The following is a 16,881-nucleotide window of genomic DNA, read 5'->3' on the forward strand; positions in this document are numbered from 1 at the left end:
GGTCCGGACCGGAACCGATACCCGTCGCAACCGTGGCGGGTGGGCCGGGGCGCGTGATCGATGGGTTTGTGGGGGCAGGCGCGGACTCCGCGACCGGACGCCTGCGCCTGGCCCGCTGCGTCCCCTGCGTCGTTGGCAACGGGCCCGCGCCGCCGGCCGGCCGGTCGGCGGCGGGCGTCACTCCGTGAGCAGGCCCATGCGCGCGGCCAGGACGGCCAGGCGTACGCGGTTGTTCGTGCCGGTCTTGCCCATCATGGTGGCCAAGTGGGACTTGACCGTCGTCACGCCCACGTGGAGGCGGTCGGCGATCTCGGGGTTGGAGAGACCGTGGCCCACGAGGGTGAGCACCTCGATCTCGCGCCTGGTCAGCCGCGTTCCCTCGGTCGGCGCCCGCGGGTCCGGCGTGGTCTCGGCCGCGACGGCCCGGGCGACCACGCGGCGCAGCGTCGCGGGGCTGAAGGGCGAATTCCCGGCGGCCGCGCGGCGGATCGCGTCCAGGAGTTCGTCGGGCGCGACGTCCTTGGCCAGGAAGCCGCAGGCGCCGGCGGTCAGGGCGGGGTAGAGGTGATCGTCGTCGTCGAACGTGGTGAGCACCACCACCTTGGTCGTCGGCCGCTCGGCCAGGATCCGGCGGGTGGCCTCGGTGCCGTCCATACCGGGCATGTGCAGGTCCATCAGGACGACGTCGGGACGCAGGTGCGCGGCGAGCCGGGTGGCCTCCTGGCCGTTTCCGGCCTCCGCGACCACCTCCAGGTCGTCGGCCGGCGCGCACAGCATGCGCAGGCCCGCGCGGACGAGCCGTTGATCGTCGACGATGAGGAGCCGGATCATCGGGCCGCCCCCGCTCCGACCGAGGCGGCCGGGAAGCGGTCGGCGGGACCGGCCGGCAACGTGGCCACGAGCAGCCAGCCCACCTCGGCCGTCGGGTCGGACCCGGTATCGGGGCCGGCGCGCAACGTACCGCCGAGCAGGGTCATCCGCTCGCGCAGCCCGACGAGACCCAGTCCCTGATCCGGCCGGGACCCGCCGTCCCGGGTTCCGGCCGGTGCCTTCCCGCCATGGTTCGCGATCTCGACCCGGGTGGCGCCCGAGGGGTCGGGCCCGACGACGACCCGGACCGTCGGATCCGATCCGCCGTGCCGGGCGACGTTGGCCAATCCCTCCTGGACGACGCGCAGCAGGGCCAGCGCCCGCAGCGGATCGACCTCGCGCACGCTCGGGTCCACCTCGACCCGCATCCGGGCGCCCACCGGCCGGCCGCGTTCGATGGCCTCGTGCAGGGCCGGGAGCAGTTCCTCGGGTGCCATCGACCGGTTCTCGGTGGCGGCGCCCGGGCCGGAGTCGCGCAGGAGCCGCACCAGTTGCCGGAGATCGTCCATCGCCTCGGTCGCCGTCTCGTGGACGTCGTCCAGTACTTCGCGCACGGCGGCGTCGCGAGCCGGGATCACATGCCGGGCGACCCCCACGCGCAGCACGATCGAGGCCACGTGATGCGCCACGAGGTCGTGGATCTCCCGCGAGATCGCGGTCCGCTCGGCGGTGCGGATGGCCTGATCCGCGAGCTCGCGGCGGCGCTCCACCTCGGCCGCGTGCTCCCGGGTCTCGTGCAACAGCCGACGCGTCGAATGGACGTACACGCCGAGCATCAGCGGCGCTCCGACGATCACCGCCATCCGGTACAGCGAGCCCGCGACGTCGACGCTCGACCGCTCCAGGAGAATCCCCGCGTAGACGAGGGCCACCACGAGCGTGCCCACCACGACGTCGCGGTCACGGCGCCGACACGCGGCCAACTCGAACAGGGCGACCGCGACGAGCACCTTCGCGGTGATCGGGGGTACGTCCCCGAAGACCTCGGCGGTGACCAGGAGCAGCGATTGCGCGATCGTCACCGCGAGCGGCCGCGCCCGGCCGCCCGGACTCGCCGCCAGACCCGCCAGACCCAGACTCCAGTCGATCGCCGAGGGTTGTGCCCCGGAGTGGCCGAGAGCCAGCCAGCCGACGCCGACGAGCACCAACGCGAGATGGGCACACAGGTATCGGTCGTGGACGAGAGGCGATGTCGTGAAGGAGCGCACGGCCCCACATTAGGTGGCGGCCGACGGCCCGGCGTACTCCCGGGGAAGACGGTCCGGCCGGCCGATCGGCCGGGGAATCGCGACCGCCCGGGGGGTGCTCGCGCCGGTCGGCCCGGGCGACGGTTGGATCATGACATCGCAACCGCAGCACGGCACCGCAACCTCCTCCCGGCCGAGCCGGCGCGCCCTGATCGGCGGCACCGTCGCCGGCCTGGCCGCCGCAGGGACCGCCGCGAGCGCCGCGTCCCCGGCCACCGCCGCGCGCACCGGCGCCCGGCCGAGCGCGGCGCGGCGCGGGCGCTTCGCCGGCAAGGTGGTCGCGATCACCGGCGCCACCTCGGGCATCGGCCGCGCCGCCGCGCTGGCCTTCGCCGCCGAGGGAGCGCGGGTCGGCTTCTGCGGACGCCGCGTGGAACCGGGCGCCCAGGTCGAGCGGGAGATCCGCCGGGCGGGCGGGGAGGCGTTCTACCAGCGGGCCGACGTGCGCGTGGCGGAGGACGTGCGCGCCTTCGTCGACCAAGTGGCCCGCCGATACGGGGGATTGGACATCGCCTTCAACAACGCGGGGATCGGGCGCACCGCGCCGCTGCACGAACTCGCGATCGAGACGTTCGACGACGTACTGGCGACCAACGCGCGCGGGGTGTTCCTGGCGATGAAGTACGAGATCCCGCACCTGATCGCGCGCGGGGGCGGGGTCGTGATCGTCACGTCCTCCTCGGCGGTGGACGTGGCCCGCCCCGCCGGCGCCGCCTACTCGGCGAGCAAGCGCGCACTCCAAGGGTTGGTGCAGGCCGCGGCATTGGACTACGGCGAGCGGGGCATCCGGGTCAACGCGATCATGCCGGGCACCACCGACACGGCCTTCGTCCGCCCGCCGGGCATGGACGACGCCACGTGGGCGCAGGCGAAGGCGTGGCTGGGCCGACACAACGTCGACGGCCTGCACCGCCTCGCCGAACCCACCGAGATCGCCGCCGCGGTACTGTCCCTGGCCGCCGCGGAGTTCTCGTACATGACGGGCGCATCGATCAACGTCGACGGCGGCGCGACCGCCGGCCGCCCCCTCCTGATGCCACCGGCTCCGTGACCCCGGGCCGGGTCGGCGGAGGGCTTCCGGTCACCCGGTCGACATATCCGGTCGACGACGAGTCGTCGCGGAAGGCGAGGACCATCGATCGGTTGGGCTATTCGGTGGGGCACCTGTCGGGGGAGGGCACCGGCCGTCCGGTCGCTCGAACGGCGGGCGTACGCTCCCGCGCACACGAGGCGCGGTCCCCGCTCGGCGACGATCCACGCGCTCCGCGTCGGCGTCGCGACGACGGGTAGGCGCCGGGCATCGGCGGCGGTTCGGGACCGGGCACCGGTCCGGGGGCGACCCCGCCCGACCGGGGGGAGCACCCATGCCCACCACGCGCCACGAGGAGCTGCGCGAGGCCGTCGCGCATGCCCGCGACGCTCTCGCCGCCCACCCCGACGCCGCGTCCTTGGTCGCCCTGGCCGGCCGGGGCCCGCGGGGCCCCGGCCGGCGCTTCGGGATCCGTCCGGATCAGCGGCGGCCGGCGCCGACCGCGGACATGAGCATCGGGAACGACTCGACGAGGCCGCGCCGGAAGTACGCGGACGTGTGCGTGCCGGGCCCGGTGGACACCGTCAGGTCCAGATGCAGCCGCCGCGCCCGGTCCGCGAACATCCGCGACATGGTGCCGCACAGCCGCTCGATGTCGTCGACCGCCGCCCCCGCCGGGTCGAGCGGCCCCGGCTGCCCGGTGCCCCACGATGCGAACAGGCGCACGCCGCGCAGCAGCCGGGCCAGATCGTACGGGTTGAACGCGGCCCACAGGTGGCGCTGCGCCACCGGGTCGCCCCACAGCGCCGTCGGATCGGCGCCCGAGAAGCCGACGAACCTGCCGATCACGTCGGGACCGGACAGGTCGCCCTCGACCATCGCGGTGTGCAACACACCGCTGAACGACGCCGCGGCGCGGAACACCCCCGGGTTGCGTGCCGCGTACGCGAACGCGCCCTGTCCGCCCATCGACAGCCCGGCGGCCGCGCGCGAACGGCCTGCCCGGTAGTCGCGTTCGAGCAGTGCCCGCAGCTCACGCGTGTGGAACGTCTCCCACGCCGGCGTGCCCCAGGCGCCGTGGTTCCACCAGTTCGAGTAGTAGCCGGTGGCACCGCCCTCGGGCATGACGACCAGGACGTCGGTGTCCCCGACGATGTCCCGGACGCCGTCCTTCGTCCAGCTCGTATGGTCGCCGAACGCGCCGTGCAGCAGGTACAGGACCGGCCACGTGCGGCGTGCCGCCGGGGACCACCCCGGTGGCAGCAGCAGGCGCACCCGGGCGGTGCGGCCGAGCGCGGGGGAGTCCACGGTCAGGTCGAGGGTGCGCTCGTCCGGGCGCTGCTCGCCGACCACCCGGGCGGGCCGCCCGGGCAGCCCGCCGGGAACCGATCGGGGAGCCGACCCCGGGGCACCCGTACGGGGGGCGGCGAACACCGGCGTGGGCACCAGTGCCAATGCCGAGACGGCGGTTGCCGAGACGGCGGTTGTCGAGGCGATGAAGCCTCTCCGAGAGACGGACATCGATGACCTTTCCTCGCAGGTGTCATGTCATGTCCCGGCCGTTCCGCCCACCGCCAGCAGTCCGCGCAACGCGGCTGTGTCGGTGCGCAGTTCCTGGGGTTTGTCGGTGCTGTGCACGACGCGACCGCGGCCGAGCACCACCGCCCGGTCGACCCGCCGCAGCGCGAAGTCGACCTTCTGCTCGACGAGCACCGCCGATGTGCCGCGGCGGCGCAACTCGTCGACCACGTCGCCGACCCGGGCGACCGTATGCGGGTCGAGGCCCTCGGTCGGCTCGTCCAGCAGGACGAGCCGACCGTTGCCCACCAGCGCACGACCGAGCGCGAGCATCTGCTGCTGGCCACCCGACAGCAGTCCGGCGGACAGCCCCCAGCGCTCGCCGAGCACCGGAAACCGGTCCACGACGTCGTCGGTCGTCCAGCCGTCGGGACCGCCGCGCCGCACCGCGACCTTGAGGTTCTCCTTGACGGTCAGCGACGGGAAGACGCGGTGACCCTGCGGCACCAGCGCCATCCCCGAACGCGAGATGCGCTCCGCCGACCAGCCGCCGATCTCGCGGCCGCCGAACCGCACCGAGCCGCGGCGCGGGCGCAGGAGCCCGGCGACGGTGTGCACGAGCGTGGTCTTGCCCATGCCGTTGCGGCCCAGCACGCCGAGGATCTCGCCCTCGGCGACGTCGAGCGAGACGCCCTGCAGGACGTGGCTCGCGCCGTAGTACGTGTGGACGTCGCGGAGTTCAAGCATCGGCTGCCTCCCCGAGGTACGCCTCGAGCACGCGGTTGTCGGTGGCGACCTGATCCGAGGTGCCCGCGGCGATGACCCGGCCCTGCTGGAGCACGCTGACCCGGTCGGACAGCGTGAACGCCACCTCCATGTCGTGTTCGATCATGACCACCGTGATGGTGCGGGGCAGCGCCGCGACGAGTGCGGTCAGCCGGTGCGCGTCGGCGGGCGACAGGCCCGCGGTCGGCTCGTCCAGCAGCAGCACCTTCGGCTCGCGGGACATCGCGAGGGCGATCTCCAGCACGCGCTGTTGGCCGTAGGCCAGTTCGCGCACCGGGCGGTCGGCGGAGGCGGCGAGGTCCCACTGCTCCAGGACCGCCGTCGCCCGCGCCGCCAGACTCCCGACCGACCCGAGCGGGCGCCAGAAGACGCGGTGCGCGCCGCTCTGTGCCGCGAGGGTCAACTCGACGTTTTGTCGCACGGTCAACTCGTCGAGCAGGTCGGTGAGTTGGAAGGTGCGAGCGAGCCCGAGCCGGGCCCTGCGGTGGGCCGGCAGCCGGGTGACGTCCCGGCCGAGCAGCGTGACCCGGCCCTCGGTGGGCCGCAGTTGCCCGGCCAGCAGGTTGAACAGCGTGGACTTGCCGGCACCGTTCGGCCCGATGAGCGCGTGCCGCTCGCCCGCCGGGACCGCCAGGGTGACGTCGTCGTTGGCGCGGAACGCCCCGAACCGCATGGTCAGGTTGGCGCCCGCGATCGCGTAGTCGCTCATGCCCGTGCCTCCGCCGGGAGTTCGGCCGGCCCGCCGCCGGGCGTCGGAACCGTGGCGCCCGGGTCCGGGCCGAGGCCGGTGTCGGGGTCGGCGCCCGTGCGCCACGCCTTGGCGCGCCGCGCCGCCCAGCCCGCCCGGCCGAGCACGCCGTCGGCGAGGAAGAGCGCGGTGGCGACGTAGACGACGCCGAGCACCGTCGTCCACCGGTCGGTGTAGGTGCTGACCCACACCTCGAGCCCGGTGACCAGCGCGGCGCCCAGGAACGGGCCGAGGAAGTGCCGGGCGCCGCCGAGGATCGCGAACACCAGTACGTCGGCGCTGATCAGCCACGACATGTTGGCGGTCGAGACCGAGCCCTGGAGGTAGACCTCCAGTACTCCGGCCAGAGCGGAGAACGCGCCGGACACCGTGAAGGCGATCACGCGCAGTTGCCCGGTGCGGTAGCCGGTCGCGCTCATGCGCGCCTCGCTCTCCCGCACGCCGACCACCGACATGCCCAGCGGCGAGCGCTGGTACCGCCACAACAGCATGACGCACACCGCGACGACGGCAAGGGTCAGCAGGTAGTACCCGTCGCCCTCGCGCACCGACGACGGCAGGCCGTCGCGCGCGATGTTCGGGATTCCGTTGTCGCCGCCCGTCCATTCCGTCTGGTAGAAGGCCAGGCCCGCGATGGCCTGGGCGAGCGCGAGGGTGAGCAACAGCAGGTAGATGCCTCGCACCCGCAGGCACATCAGGCCGAATACGGCCGCGACCGCGGCGCCCAGCACGACCGCGACCGGGAGGACCACCAGCGGCGGCCAGCCCCAGCGGGTGACCCCGATGCCGACGGTGTAGCCGCCGATGCCGAAGAACGCCGCGTGGCCGAGCGACGACATGCCGCCGAAGCCGAAGACCGTGTTGTACGCGGTCGCGAACAGCCCGAGCAGCAGCATGCGGGTGGCGACGAAGGTGTAGAACGAGTCCGTGAAGCTCGGCACCAGCACCAGGGCGACCGAGGCGGCCGCGAAGCCGCCCGCGATCGCGAGCCCGCGACGGGTGGACAGCGCTTTCACCGGGTCACCGCCTTCCCGAACAGGCCGCGCGGGCGCACCGCGAGGAGCGCGGCGACCGACGCGTACAAGGTGAACAGCGCCCATTCCGGGAACCAGACCTTGCCGTACTGGTCCACGAGCCCGACGAGGAACGCCGCGAGCAGCGCGCCGCCGATCGAGCCGAGCCCGCCGACCACCACCACGATCAGTGCGAGCAGCAGCACTTCGAAGCCGCTGTCCGGGGCGAGCGAGGTGAAGGCCCCGCCCCAGACCCCGGCGAACGCCGCGAGCCCGGTACCGCAGCCGAACACCAGCAGGAACACCAGGGGCACCCGGATGCCGACCGCGCGGGCGATCTCCTCGTCGTCGACCGCCGCGCGCACCTTGGCGCCGGTGGGCGTGTACTTCAGCAGCGCGCCGACGACCACGGCGAGGGCGACGGCCACGCCGATGAGCACCAGCCGGAACTTGGGGAAGACCCAGTCCCCGACGGTGACCGGCCCTTCCAGACCGGGCGGGGTGGGCGGCGCGACCGGGTCGCCGCCGTAGCCGGCGAGGATCTGGTCGCCGATGATGTACGCGACGCCCAAGGTCAGCACGATCTGCGGCAGTTCACTGCCCGCGAGGCGGTGCAGGAACGCGCGCTCGACCACCATGCCGCCGACCGCGGCGGCCACGACTCCGGCCGACAGCGCCGGCCAGTAGTCGGTGCCGCTCGTGGTCAGGTCGTACGCGAGGTACCCGCCGAGCAGGTAGAAGGCGCCGTGCGCGAGGTTGACCGTGCGCATCAGGCCGAAGGTGATGGTCAGACCGCTGGCGACCAGGAACAGCAGGGATCCGTACGCCAGTCCGTTGACCGAGTGGGTGAGCCAGGTCAGCATGACGAGCCTCTCACTTGGCCCACGAACCCTTGAGCTTGTCGTAGCCCGGGAAGGCCAGGTACGTCGCGGGGTCGTAGGTGCCGAACTGGTTGACGTCGGGGACTGTGGCCACGATCGCGTTGACCCGCTTGCCGTCCTTCGCCTCGACCTTGCGGATGTAGACCGGGTAGACGGCCTGTCCGTAGGCGTCGAACGAGACCGGCCCGCGTGGCGCGTCGACCTTGACCGCGGCGAGCGCGGCGCGGATCCCGGCCGGCGTGGGGGCGCCGTCCAAGCGGGCGAGGGCCGCCTCCAGGGCCATGCCGGCCGCCCACCCGTCCTCCAGGTACTGGTTGCCCTTGCCGCCGTGGGCGTCCAGCAGCGCCTTGTTGGCCGGCGAGTCGATCTGCGGCGTGTAGTGCAGCGAGGAGACGACGCCCTCGGCGGTCGCGCCCTCGGTGGGCAGGATCGTCTCGTCGACGGTCGAGCCGTGTGCCACCACGGGCAGCTTGACACCGAAGTCGCGGTAGGCCTTGAGCAGGCGTACGCCGTCCTGGCCGGGCGCGACGACGTAGACGACGTCGGCGTCCTTCTTGACCTGGTTGACGTAGGGGCCCCAGTCCTGGGTGCCGAGCGGCGCGTAGATCTCCTGGACGACCTGGCAGCCGGCGTCCTCGTAGGTGCGCGCGAAGCCGCCCGCGGCCTCCCAACCGAACGAGTAGTCGAGTCCGAGCACGACCGCCTTCCGCTTGCCGAGTTCCTTGCAGGTGTACGGGCCGAGCGGCATCGCGTCCTGCGAACTGGTGTAAGAGAGCCGGAAGGTGTTGCCGTTCTGCTTGCGGGTCAGGCCGTCGGCGCCCGCGACGGTGATCAGCAGCGGGACGTCGGACTGCTCCAGGTACGGCGCCACCGCGTAGGCGATCGCCGAGTTGACCAGGCCGACCACGACCTGGGCCTTGTCCTGCTCGACCAGTTGCCGCGCCTTGGTGGTGCCCTGCGCGGCGTCGGTGCCCTCGTCGGCCTTGGCGACCTTGACGCCGTAGCCGGACAACACCCCGCCCTTGGAGTCGAGATAGGCCTGGAAGCCCGCGTTGACGTCGGTCCCCAGAGCCGCGAACGGCCCGGTCGTGGGGTTGAGCAGACCGACGGTCACGGTGCCCTTGCCGTCGGTGGCCTCGGTGTCGTTCCGCGGGCCGCCGCCCTTGGTCGACGGGTCCTTGCCGCCGCACGCCGCGAGCACGAGCAGCGCCGCCGCCGTGACCGCGGCCGTTCTCACCCCGGATCTTGTCTTTGCCATGTCAAATTGCATATGCCACTCCAAGTCTCGTGCGAGAACCACTGATGGATCCGGACAAACCCGGATGTTCGCCTGGCCCGGGCGGGAACTACCGGCCGCTCAGCAGCGCGCCCGCGCCCGGGACCCGCGGGTCCCGGCCGAGCTCGGTGAGCAGGCAGTACGCGGTTGCCGTCGCGGCGGACAACACCGGCAGTCGGACCTCGTCCTCGATCGCCTGCAGGACGGGCAGGGACGGCATCTGTACGCACGCCGAGAGCACCAGCGCGTCGGCCCCCGACAGGTCCAGGCGCCCGACGTGGTCGTGCAGGTCCTTCGGGTCCAGGCGCGCGACGGCGATGTTGTCGGGCACTTCGAGGCTGACGGAGTCGACGACCTCGATGCCGGTGTCCTCGAGGTACGCCACGACGAGTTCGGTCAGCGGACGCAGGTAGGGCGTCAGGACGGCGACCCGCCGCGCGCCGAGCGCCTCGATGCCGGTGATCAGCGCGCCCGCGCTGGACACCACCGGCGCCGCGGCGCCCTCGTCACGCAGTACCTCGGTGATCTCGGCCTCGGCCGTGCGGTGCCGGCCGGGGCCCTGGGCCATGATCGCGACCAGGCACGCGGTGGCGACCGCGTCGGGACGGGCGTCCGCGAGCTCGGCCGCGGCCCGGCGGGTCTGCGCGTTCATGCCGCGCAGTTCGTCGGGGGTGACATGCTTCATGCGCATCCGGCTGCTGTGGAACACGAAGCGGTCGTCGGGCGCGACGGCTTCGCGAGCGCGCATCATGCGCGGCAGCTCGGTCTCCATGGTCAGGTTCGAGCTGGGGACGATCAGGCCGATGTGGTGGTCGGTCACGGGCACTCCATGCGGCGGCTACAACGCCTCGTTCAGGCCCTCCCAGTGACCTGCGAGGGCTGCCAGCAACTGCATCAACTGCTCGCGCTGCTCGGCGTCGTACGGCTCCAGGAGCCGCTGGTCGAGCGCTCGCGCGCGCAGGTTGGCCTCGTGCAGAGACCGCTCGCCCTCTTCGGTGAGGTAGAGCAACTTGCGGCGGCCGTCGTCGGCCGCGGTCTTGCGGACGATCAGGCCCCGGCCTTCCAGCCGCCGGGCGACGTCCGCCATCGTGGAGGTGTCCAGGGCGACCGCGGAGGCCAGCGATCGCTGGTCCTGTCCGGGGTGCGCGTCGATGGTGGTGAGCACCGCGAACTGCGGGCCGGTGAGCACCGGGTCCACCGCGCGGAACCAGGCGGCCAGGTACGCCTGGTGGAGGCGCCGTACCTGGTAGCCCGGGGCCGCGACGAGGGCGGCGGGCGGTGCGGGTGTGGACGGTGCGGACGCGGTCTGATCAGCCATGCGCCCATTTGAGCATGCCGCCCGGCCGGGCCGCGGCCGACGCCTCCCTCGCGCCCCCGCCGAGGTCAGCTCGCCGGGCCGCGCAGCGCGTCACGCAACGCGCCGACGGCCGCGGGCGGGTTGTCCCAGAACACCATGTGGCCCGCGTCCGGCACCGCCCTCAGGGCCGCCGCGGGGTTGCGTGCCGCGGCCTCGGCGGCTCCCTCGGCGGTCACCACCGGGCTGTCCGCGCCGTACACGAACACCGCCGGCCCGGGCACGCCCGGCCACCACCGGAAGAAGTCCTCGGCCTCGAACCCGCGGTGTGTCGCGGCGATCGCCTCCGCGTCGCAGCCGGCCAGCCAGCGGGCGCGCAGTTCCTGCTCGCGGCGCGGCCAGCGCGGCCACGCCGCGGCGACCTCGTCGGCGGTGGTGCCGCGCCGGGCCTCGGCGAGTTGGCCGAGGAAGGCCTCCGCCGCGGTCGGGTACGGCGCGCGACCGGGCCCGCTGAGCGGCGGGTCGACGACCACGGTGGCGCCGACGGGGACCTTGCCGCGGGCGGCGGTCGCGGCGGCGATACGCGCGCCCATCGAGTGCCCGACGAGGACCGGCCGGTGCAGGCCGAGCGCCGCGACGACGGCCTCGGTGTCCTCGGCGTAGTCCTCCAGCGTGTACGAGGGCCCGGAGTCGGACAACCCCCGCCCGCGGACGTCGGCCACCAGCACCCGGTGGGTGCCGGAGAGTTCGCGGGCCACGAAGTCCATGCCGACGGCGGGCATCGTGATGCCGGGGATCAGGAGCAGCGGCGGCCGGTCGCCGCCGTAGTCGAGGACGTGCAGCCGCAGGGGCCCGGACCGCACCCACCGGCTCACCGCCGGGATGTCGGCCAGGTCCGCGACCGCGGCCTGGGGCAGTACACGGCCGGTCGTCATGTGTGGCCTCCTCGGGATGTGCCGGCCGGGGCGAGCGAGCGCAGGTACCCGACCGCGTGGTCGAGGCCCGTCACATCGCCGTACTTGGCCTGGATGTCGAACAGCGCGGCCTCGTGCGGACCGGCCGCCCGGTCGCCGCAACACTCGCGCGGGACCAGGACGGCGAACCCGGACTGCACGGCGTCGACGGCGGTGGCCCGGACGCAGCCGCTGGTCGTCGCGCCGCACACGATCGTGGTGTCGCGGCCGAGCCCGGTCAGCAGCGCGGCGAGCGAGGTGCCGAAGAACGCGGACGCGCCCTTCTTGGCGACGAGGTGGTCGCCCGCGACGCGGGGCAGCCGCGGGTCGAGTGCCACCGCCTCGGAGCCCTCGCGCAGCCCGCGCAGGCCGGGGGCCTTGCGCAGCCACGCGACGCCGGTCCCGGCGGCCTCCGCCGCGGTGTAGGCGATGGCCGTGAACACCACCGGTACGTCCACGAACCGTGCCGCGTCGATGAGTTCGGTGGTCGCCGCGACCACCGCGCTCAGGTCCGTGCCGGTGGGATGGGCGGCCTCGGTGAAGCCGCGGGTCAGGTCGACGACGACCACCGCGGGGTGGGTGCCGACGCCGGCCGGCGCCCCGAATCCGGCGCGGTCGTAGACGTCGTCGGTCGGCGAACCGTAGAGGCCGTTCACGACCCGGCCCTTCGCGTCGCGCGCAGTTGGCGCTCGACGGTCACGAGGCGGCCGAGCAGCCAGCCCTCGAACAGGCCGAACGCGAAGGCCCCGACGAGCGGGCCGTACTTGGCCAGAACCGGGCCCGCGACGACCGCGAGGCCGTCCAGTTCGGGGCCGCTGACCGGCTGGAACGCGGCAGGGGGAGAGGTGTCCGGCCCGGTCGGGGCGGGCTCCGCGGTGCGGGTCGGCCTCGCCGTGCCGGCTTTCGCTGCGGCCGACCCGTTTCGTGTGGGCGCCGTCCCCTCGTCCAGCAGGCCGCCCAGGTTCCCGGCGAACTGCTGGAGTATGCGGTCCGAGACGGCGGTGATCGCGCCCTTGCCGAACTGCGCGATCTTGCCTCGGATCACCAAGTCGGTGGACAGCTCCAGGCGGGTGCCGCCACCGGGGGCGTCGACGACGGCGACGGTGACCTCGGCCTCCGCGTCGCCGCTGCCGTGCGTGTCCACGCCGCGCGCCTGGACGCGCAGCCGCCGGTGGGCCGGGTCGACCTCCAGGAACCGCACGGTCCCGGCGTACGCGGCGGTGACCGGGCCGACCTTGACCTTGACGCCGCCGCGCCACTCGTCGCCGTCGCGGCCCTCCAGGACCGCGCCGGGCATGCACGTGGCGACCCGTTCCACATCGTTGATCAGTGCGAACACCGCGTTGGGCGCTGCCGCGACGGGCACAGTGCCGGTGAACCGCATCACTTCTCCTTCCGGCGCCGTGCGGCGCACGCGCCGATCGCCTCGACGATCGGCTGGTAGCCCGTGCACCGGCACAGGTTGGCCGCGACGACCTCGCGGATCTCGTCCCGGTCGGGTTCGGGGCACTCGGCGAGGAAGCCCTCGGCGAGCATCAGGAACCCGGGCGTGCAGAAACCGCACTGCAGCGCGTGGTGGTCGGTGAACGCCTGTTGCAGGTCGCTCAGTTCGCGGCCGTCGGCGAGCGACTCGACGGTCCGCAGCGGGATGCCCTCGGCCTGCGCGGCGAACATCAGGCAGGCCCGTACCGGGCTGCCGTCGGCGAGGATCGTGCAGGCGCCGCAGATGCCGTGCTCGCAGCCCACGTGGGTGCCGGTCAGCCCGAGGTCGTGGCGCAGCACGTCGACGAGCGTGCGGCGCGGTTCGACGAGGACCTCGTGCTGTTCGCCGTTGACGTCGAGCGTCACGAGCAGGTGTGTCTCCCGGGATTCCGGGCGGGTGTCGGTCATGGGCGGGCCTCCAGGGCGCGCTGCACCGATTCGGGGGTGATCGGGGTGTCGTCCAGTTCGACGCCGGTGGGCGCGAGCGCGTCGTTGACCGCGTTCAGGACCGCCGCGGGGGCGCCGATGGTGCCGCCCTCGCCGGCCCCTTTCGCGCCGGTCGAACTGAACGCGCACGGGGTCTCCAGGTGGTGGATGGCCACGTCCGGGATCTCCCAGGCGGTGGGGACCTTGTAGTCCATGAAGCTGGTCGCCGAGGGTTCGCCGAGGGCGTCGTAGGTGACCTGTTCGAACAGGGCCCCCGCGATGCCCTGGGCGATCCCGCCGCGGCACTGGCCCTCGACGACCTGCGGGTTGACCGCGACGCCGCAGTCCTCGACGCAGACGTACCGCAGGATCTCGACGCGGCCGGTGCCCTCGTGCAGTTCGACCACGACACCGTGGGTCGCGTTGGAGAAGGTGCCGTCGCCGAAGACGTCGAAGCTCGCGGTGGCGGATAGTCCGGGCTCGATCCCGTCGGGCAGCAGGTGGGACTTCAGGTAGGCGACGTCGGCGAGTTCGGCGTGGCCGAGCACGCGTTCGGGTGCGTCGCGCAGCCGGACGCCGCCGGGGATCCGCTCCACGGAACCGGGTTCGACGCCGAGCAGGTGCGCGGCGAGCGCGGTGAGCTTGTCGCCCAGTGCCGCGGCGGCGCGCTGGACGGCGCTGCCGCCGACCACGATGGACCGGCTGGCGAAGGTGCCCCAGCCGTAGGTGACGCGGTCCGTGTCGCCCTGGTGGATGCGGACCTTGCCGAGGTCGAGCCCGAGTTCGTCGGCGACGATCTGGGCCATCGTGGTCTCGTGGCTCTGCCCGTGGCTCTGGGTACCGGTGGTCACGGTGACGGCCCCGGTGGTGTCCATGCGGACTTCGGAGATGTCGAAGCCGGGCACCACCCGCATCCTGCGGGCGGCGAAGGCGGCCGAGCCGTATCCGGTGCGTTCGCTGAAACAGGAGTAGCCGATACCGATGTGGCGGCCCTCGCGGGCGGCGTCCTCCTTGGCGGCGTACCAGCCCTCGTCCTCGAGGACGCGCTCGCACAGGTCGAGCGACTCCAGGTAGCTGCCGGGGTCGTAGGTGATGTTGTTGACGCCCGTGTAGGGGAACTCGGTGATCACGTTGCGCCGCCTGATCTCCACGGCGTTCAGGCCGAGTTCGCGCGCGGCGCGCTCCATGAGGCGTTCGACGACCATGACGTACTGGGGGCGGCTGACGCCGCGGTACGGCGCGGTCGGCGCCTTGTTGGTGGTCACCGCACGGCCGCGGACCCGGTAGGCGGGGACGCGGTACACGCTCGGCATTTCCGCGGACGCCATGAGCGGCTCGATGCCCGCGGTGAACGGGTAGCACGAGTACGCGCCCATGTCGCAGACGACGTCGGCGTCGAGGCCGAGGATGGTGCCGTCCGCCGCGAACGCCGCGCGCACGTCGTAGCGTTGCTCGCGGGCCAGGAAGGACGCGGTCAGCGCGTCCTTGCGGTCCTCGATCCACTTGACCGGCCGGCCGAGCCGCAGCGCGGCGGCCGCGGCGGCGATCTCCTCGCGGCCGACGACGCACTTCTGGCCGAAGCCGCCGCCCATGTCCGGGACCACGACGCGTACCGCGCGCTCGTCGAGGCCCAGGCAGTGCGCCGCCACCGTGCGGACTTGATGGGGTGTCTGGGTGCAGGTCCGGAGCAGGAGCTGTTCCTCCTTGTGGTCCCAGGAGGCGACCGCGCCGCGGGTCTCCAGGGGCAGCGCGTTCTGCCGGCCGGTGCTCGTCTGTACGGTGACGACGCACGGTGCGGCGGCGAAGACGTCGTCGATGCCGTCCGTGGCGAACATCGCCACGTCCACGAGGGTGTTGTGCGGGGCGTTCTCGTGGACCAGGGGTGCGCCGGGGGCGAGCGCCTGGGCGTCGGAGACGACGGGGACGAGGGTTTCGTAGGCGACCTTGGCCGCCTCGACGCCGTCCTCGGCGGCATACGGGTCGCGGGCCACGACGACGGCGATCGGCTCGCCGACGTAGCGGACCCGGTCGCGGGCCAGGATCGGCATGTCGGTGGGCACGAACTCGGACGTCGGCCGGTCGAGCAGGGCGCGGATGTCGCCGAGCCCGAGGTCGGCGGCGGTGTACGCGGCGACGACGCCGGGGACCGCGCGGACACCGGCCAGGTCGACGTCGGTGAGCAGGGCGTGCGCGACGGTGCTGCGCACGAACTGGGCGTGCAGCATGCCGGGCAGGCTGATGTCGTCGACGAACCGGCCGCGGCCGGTGAGCAGCCGGGGGTCCTCGCGGCGGCGCACCGAGCGGCCGACCAGGCGCCCGGGGCCCGGCTCGCGATGGTCGGTGTCGGAGCCGGTGCCGAACCCGGCGTCGGTGCCGGTGCCGGTGCCGGTGCCGGTGCCGGTGCCGGTGTCGGTGCCGGTGTGGGTCGCGCCGTGCGGCGCGTGGGTGGCGGTCATCGGGCGATCGCCTCCTCGCAGGCGCGTCGGACCAGGGTGCGGATGAGCGTGCGGCGGTAGTGCGTGCTGCCGTTCGCGTCGGCGGGCGGGTTCACGGCCTCGGCCGCGCGGGCGGCGCAGGCCGCGAACAGGTCGGCGTGCGAGTGGGGCGGCGCGCCGGCCGCGAGCACGGCCTCGGCCTCGGGTACCCGGACGGGCGCGGGAGCGACGCCGCCGAGCGCGACGCGGCCGCCGCGGACCGTCCCGGCCGCGTCGGCGTCGAGGTCGACGGCCGCCGCGACGATGGCGAAGTCTCCGCGCCGCTCGGCGAATTCGGTGAGGGCGGCGTGTGGTGCCGGGCGCGGGAAGGCGACCTCGACGACGATCTCGTCGGGGTCGAGCGCGGTGGTGTAGAAGCCGTGGAAGAAGTCCCGCGCGGCGATGCGGCGTTGGCGGCCCGGGCCGGTCGCGGTGATCTCGGCGCCGAGCAGGACGGCGAGCAGGCACCACTCGGCGGTGCTGTCGCCGTGCGCGATGCTGCCGCCGATCGTTCCGCGGGTGCGGATGGGCAGGTGGCCGATCCAGCCCATGGCGTCGCGCAGGACCCGGAAGCCGGGGCCGAGCACGGTGTCCGGCGCGGTTTCGACGGTGTGGTGGGTGGTGAGCGCGCCGATGCGCAGCGAGCCGTCGGATCCGGCGCGCAGGTAGTCGAGTTCGCGCAGTCCGCCGATGTCGACCAGATGCCGGGGGCGGGCGAGGCGGAAGCTCATCATGGGGACCAGGCTCTGGCCGCCGGCGACGACTTTGGCGTCGTCGCCGAGTTCGGCCAGCAGGCGGGCGGCGCCCGCGACGTCGCGGGCCCGGTGGTAGGTGAAGGGTGCGGGTTTCACCGGCGGGCTCCTCTTCTCCTCGGATTGGTACT

At 73.6% G+C, this 16,881-nt stretch carries 17 protein-coding genes; 1 reads left to right on the forward strand and 16 read right to left on the reverse strand.

Features of this window, described 5'->3' with window-relative positions; all coding sequences use genetic code 11:
- Window positions 1-177 precede the first annotated feature (177 nt).
- A complete protein-coding gene (locus tag OG948_RS52885) occupies window positions 178-831 on the reverse strand; it encodes a response regulator transcription factor (RefSeq protein WP_331772234.1) in 654 nt (217 codons plus the stop codon).
- Window positions 828-2,078 (reverse strand): histidine kinase, encoded by a 1,251-nt coding sequence (locus tag OG948_RS52890; protein WP_331772235.1) that lies wholly within the window; start codon window positions 2,076-2,078, stop codon window positions 828-830. Before OG948_RS52890 ends, OG948_RS52885 begins: the two co-directional genes overlap by 4 nt.
- A gap of 130 nt (window positions 2,079-2,208) precedes the next feature.
- On the opposite strand from OG948_RS52890, the gene OG948_RS52895 reads away from it, so the two are divergent.
- The gene (locus OG948_RS52895) at window positions 2,209-3,168 is read left to right on the forward strand and encodes an SDR family NAD(P)-dependent oxidoreductase (RefSeq protein ID WP_331772236.1); all 960 of its coding nucleotides are present in this window, start codon (window positions 2,209-2,211) and stop codon (window positions 3,166-3,168) included.
- Window positions 3,169-3,627: 459 nt separating this feature from the next.
- Here the strand turns inward: OG948_RS52895 and OG948_RS52900 are convergent, their stop codons facing one another.
- From OG948_RS52900 to OG948_RS52965, 14 genes are all read right to left on the reverse strand, one after another.
- Complete coding sequence (locus OG948_RS52900) at window positions 3,628-4,668, reverse strand: alpha/beta hydrolase family protein (protein ID WP_331772237.1); 1,041 nt, start codon at window positions 4,666-4,668, stop codon at window positions 3,628-3,630.
- 27 nt (window positions 4,669-4,695) lie between these two features.
- The gene (locus OG948_RS52905) at window positions 4,696-5,412 is read right to left on the reverse strand and encodes an ABC transporter ATP-binding protein (protein WP_331772238.1); all 717 of its coding nucleotides are present in this window, start codon (window positions 5,410-5,412) and stop codon (window positions 4,696-4,698) included.
- Complete coding sequence (locus tag OG948_RS52910; protein ID WP_331772239.1) at window positions 5,405-6,160, reverse strand: ABC transporter ATP-binding protein; 756 nt, start codon at window positions 6,158-6,160, stop codon at window positions 5,405-5,407. The genes OG948_RS52905 and OG948_RS52910 overlap by 8 nt, the downstream gene beginning before the upstream one ends.
- Entirely contained in the window at window positions 6,157-7,215 is a 1,059-nt protein-coding gene (locus OG948_RS52915) for a branched-chain amino acid ABC transporter permease (protein WP_331772240.1), read from the reverse strand. The genes OG948_RS52910 and OG948_RS52915 overlap by 4 nt, the downstream gene beginning before the upstream one ends.
- The gene (locus OG948_RS52920; RefSeq protein ID WP_331772241.1) at window positions 7,212-8,075 is read right to left on the reverse strand and encodes a branched-chain amino acid ABC transporter permease; all 864 of its coding nucleotides are present in this window, start codon (window positions 8,073-8,075) and stop codon (window positions 7,212-7,214) included. Before OG948_RS52920 ends, OG948_RS52915 begins: the two co-directional genes overlap by 4 nt.
- A 10-nt stretch (window positions 8,076-8,085) precedes the next feature.
- On the reverse strand, window positions 8,086-9,351 hold the full coding sequence (locus OG948_RS52925) for an ABC transporter substrate-binding protein (RefSeq protein ID WP_331772242.1): 1,266 nt from the start codon (window positions 9,349-9,351) through the stop codon (window positions 8,086-8,088).
- 88 nt (window positions 9,352-9,439) lie between these two features.
- On the reverse strand, window positions 9,440-10,189 hold the full coding sequence (locus OG948_RS52930; protein ID WP_331772243.1) for an Asp/Glu racemase: 750 nt from the start codon (window positions 10,187-10,189) through the stop codon (window positions 9,440-9,442).
- Between the two features lie 18 nt (window positions 10,190-10,207).
- Window positions 10,208-10,687 carry a MarR family transcriptional regulator gene (locus OG948_RS52935; protein ID WP_331772244.1) on the reverse strand — a complete coding sequence of 160 codons (480 nt, stop codon included), beginning with the start codon at window positions 10,685-10,687 and terminating at the stop codon, window positions 10,208-10,210.
- Window positions 10,688-10,752: 65 nt separating this feature from the next.
- A complete protein-coding gene (locus tag OG948_RS52940; protein WP_331772245.1) occupies window positions 10,753-11,598 on the reverse strand; it encodes an alpha/beta hydrolase in 846 nt (281 codons plus the stop codon).
- Entirely contained in the window at window positions 11,595-12,272 is a 678-nt protein-coding gene (locus tag OG948_RS52945; RefSeq protein ID WP_331772246.1) for an isochorismatase family protein, read from the reverse strand. Before OG948_RS52945 ends, OG948_RS52940 begins: the two co-directional genes overlap by 4 nt.
- Window positions 12,269-13,000 (reverse strand): SRPBCC family protein, encoded by a 732-nt coding sequence (locus tag OG948_RS52950; RefSeq protein WP_331772247.1) that lies wholly within the window; start codon window positions 12,998-13,000, stop codon window positions 12,269-12,271. The genes OG948_RS52945 and OG948_RS52950 overlap by 4 nt, the downstream gene beginning before the upstream one ends.
- Window positions 13,000-13,506: a (2Fe-2S)-binding protein gene (locus tag OG948_RS52955; RefSeq protein WP_331772248.1), complete on the reverse strand. Its 507-nt coding sequence runs from the start codon at window positions 13,504-13,506 to the stop codon at window positions 13,000-13,002. Before OG948_RS52955 ends, OG948_RS52950 begins: the two co-directional genes overlap by 1 nt.
- Window positions 13,503-15,980, reverse strand: coding sequence for a xanthine dehydrogenase family protein molybdopterin-binding subunit (locus OG948_RS52960; protein ID WP_331772249.1), 2,478 nt, complete (start codon window positions 15,978-15,980; stop codon window positions 13,503-13,505). The genes OG948_RS52955 and OG948_RS52960 overlap by 4 nt, the downstream gene beginning before the upstream one ends.
- Entirely contained in the window at window positions 15,977-16,849 is an 873-nt protein-coding gene (locus tag OG948_RS52965) for an FAD binding domain-containing protein (RefSeq protein WP_331772250.1), read from the reverse strand. Before OG948_RS52965 ends, OG948_RS52960 begins: the two co-directional genes overlap by 4 nt.
- Window positions 16,850-16,881: the final 32 nt, after the last annotated feature.

Source organism: Embleya sp. NBC_00888, assembly GCF_045207655.1.
Lineage (GTDB): Bacteria > Actinomycetota > Actinomycetes > Streptomycetales > Streptomycetaceae > Embleya.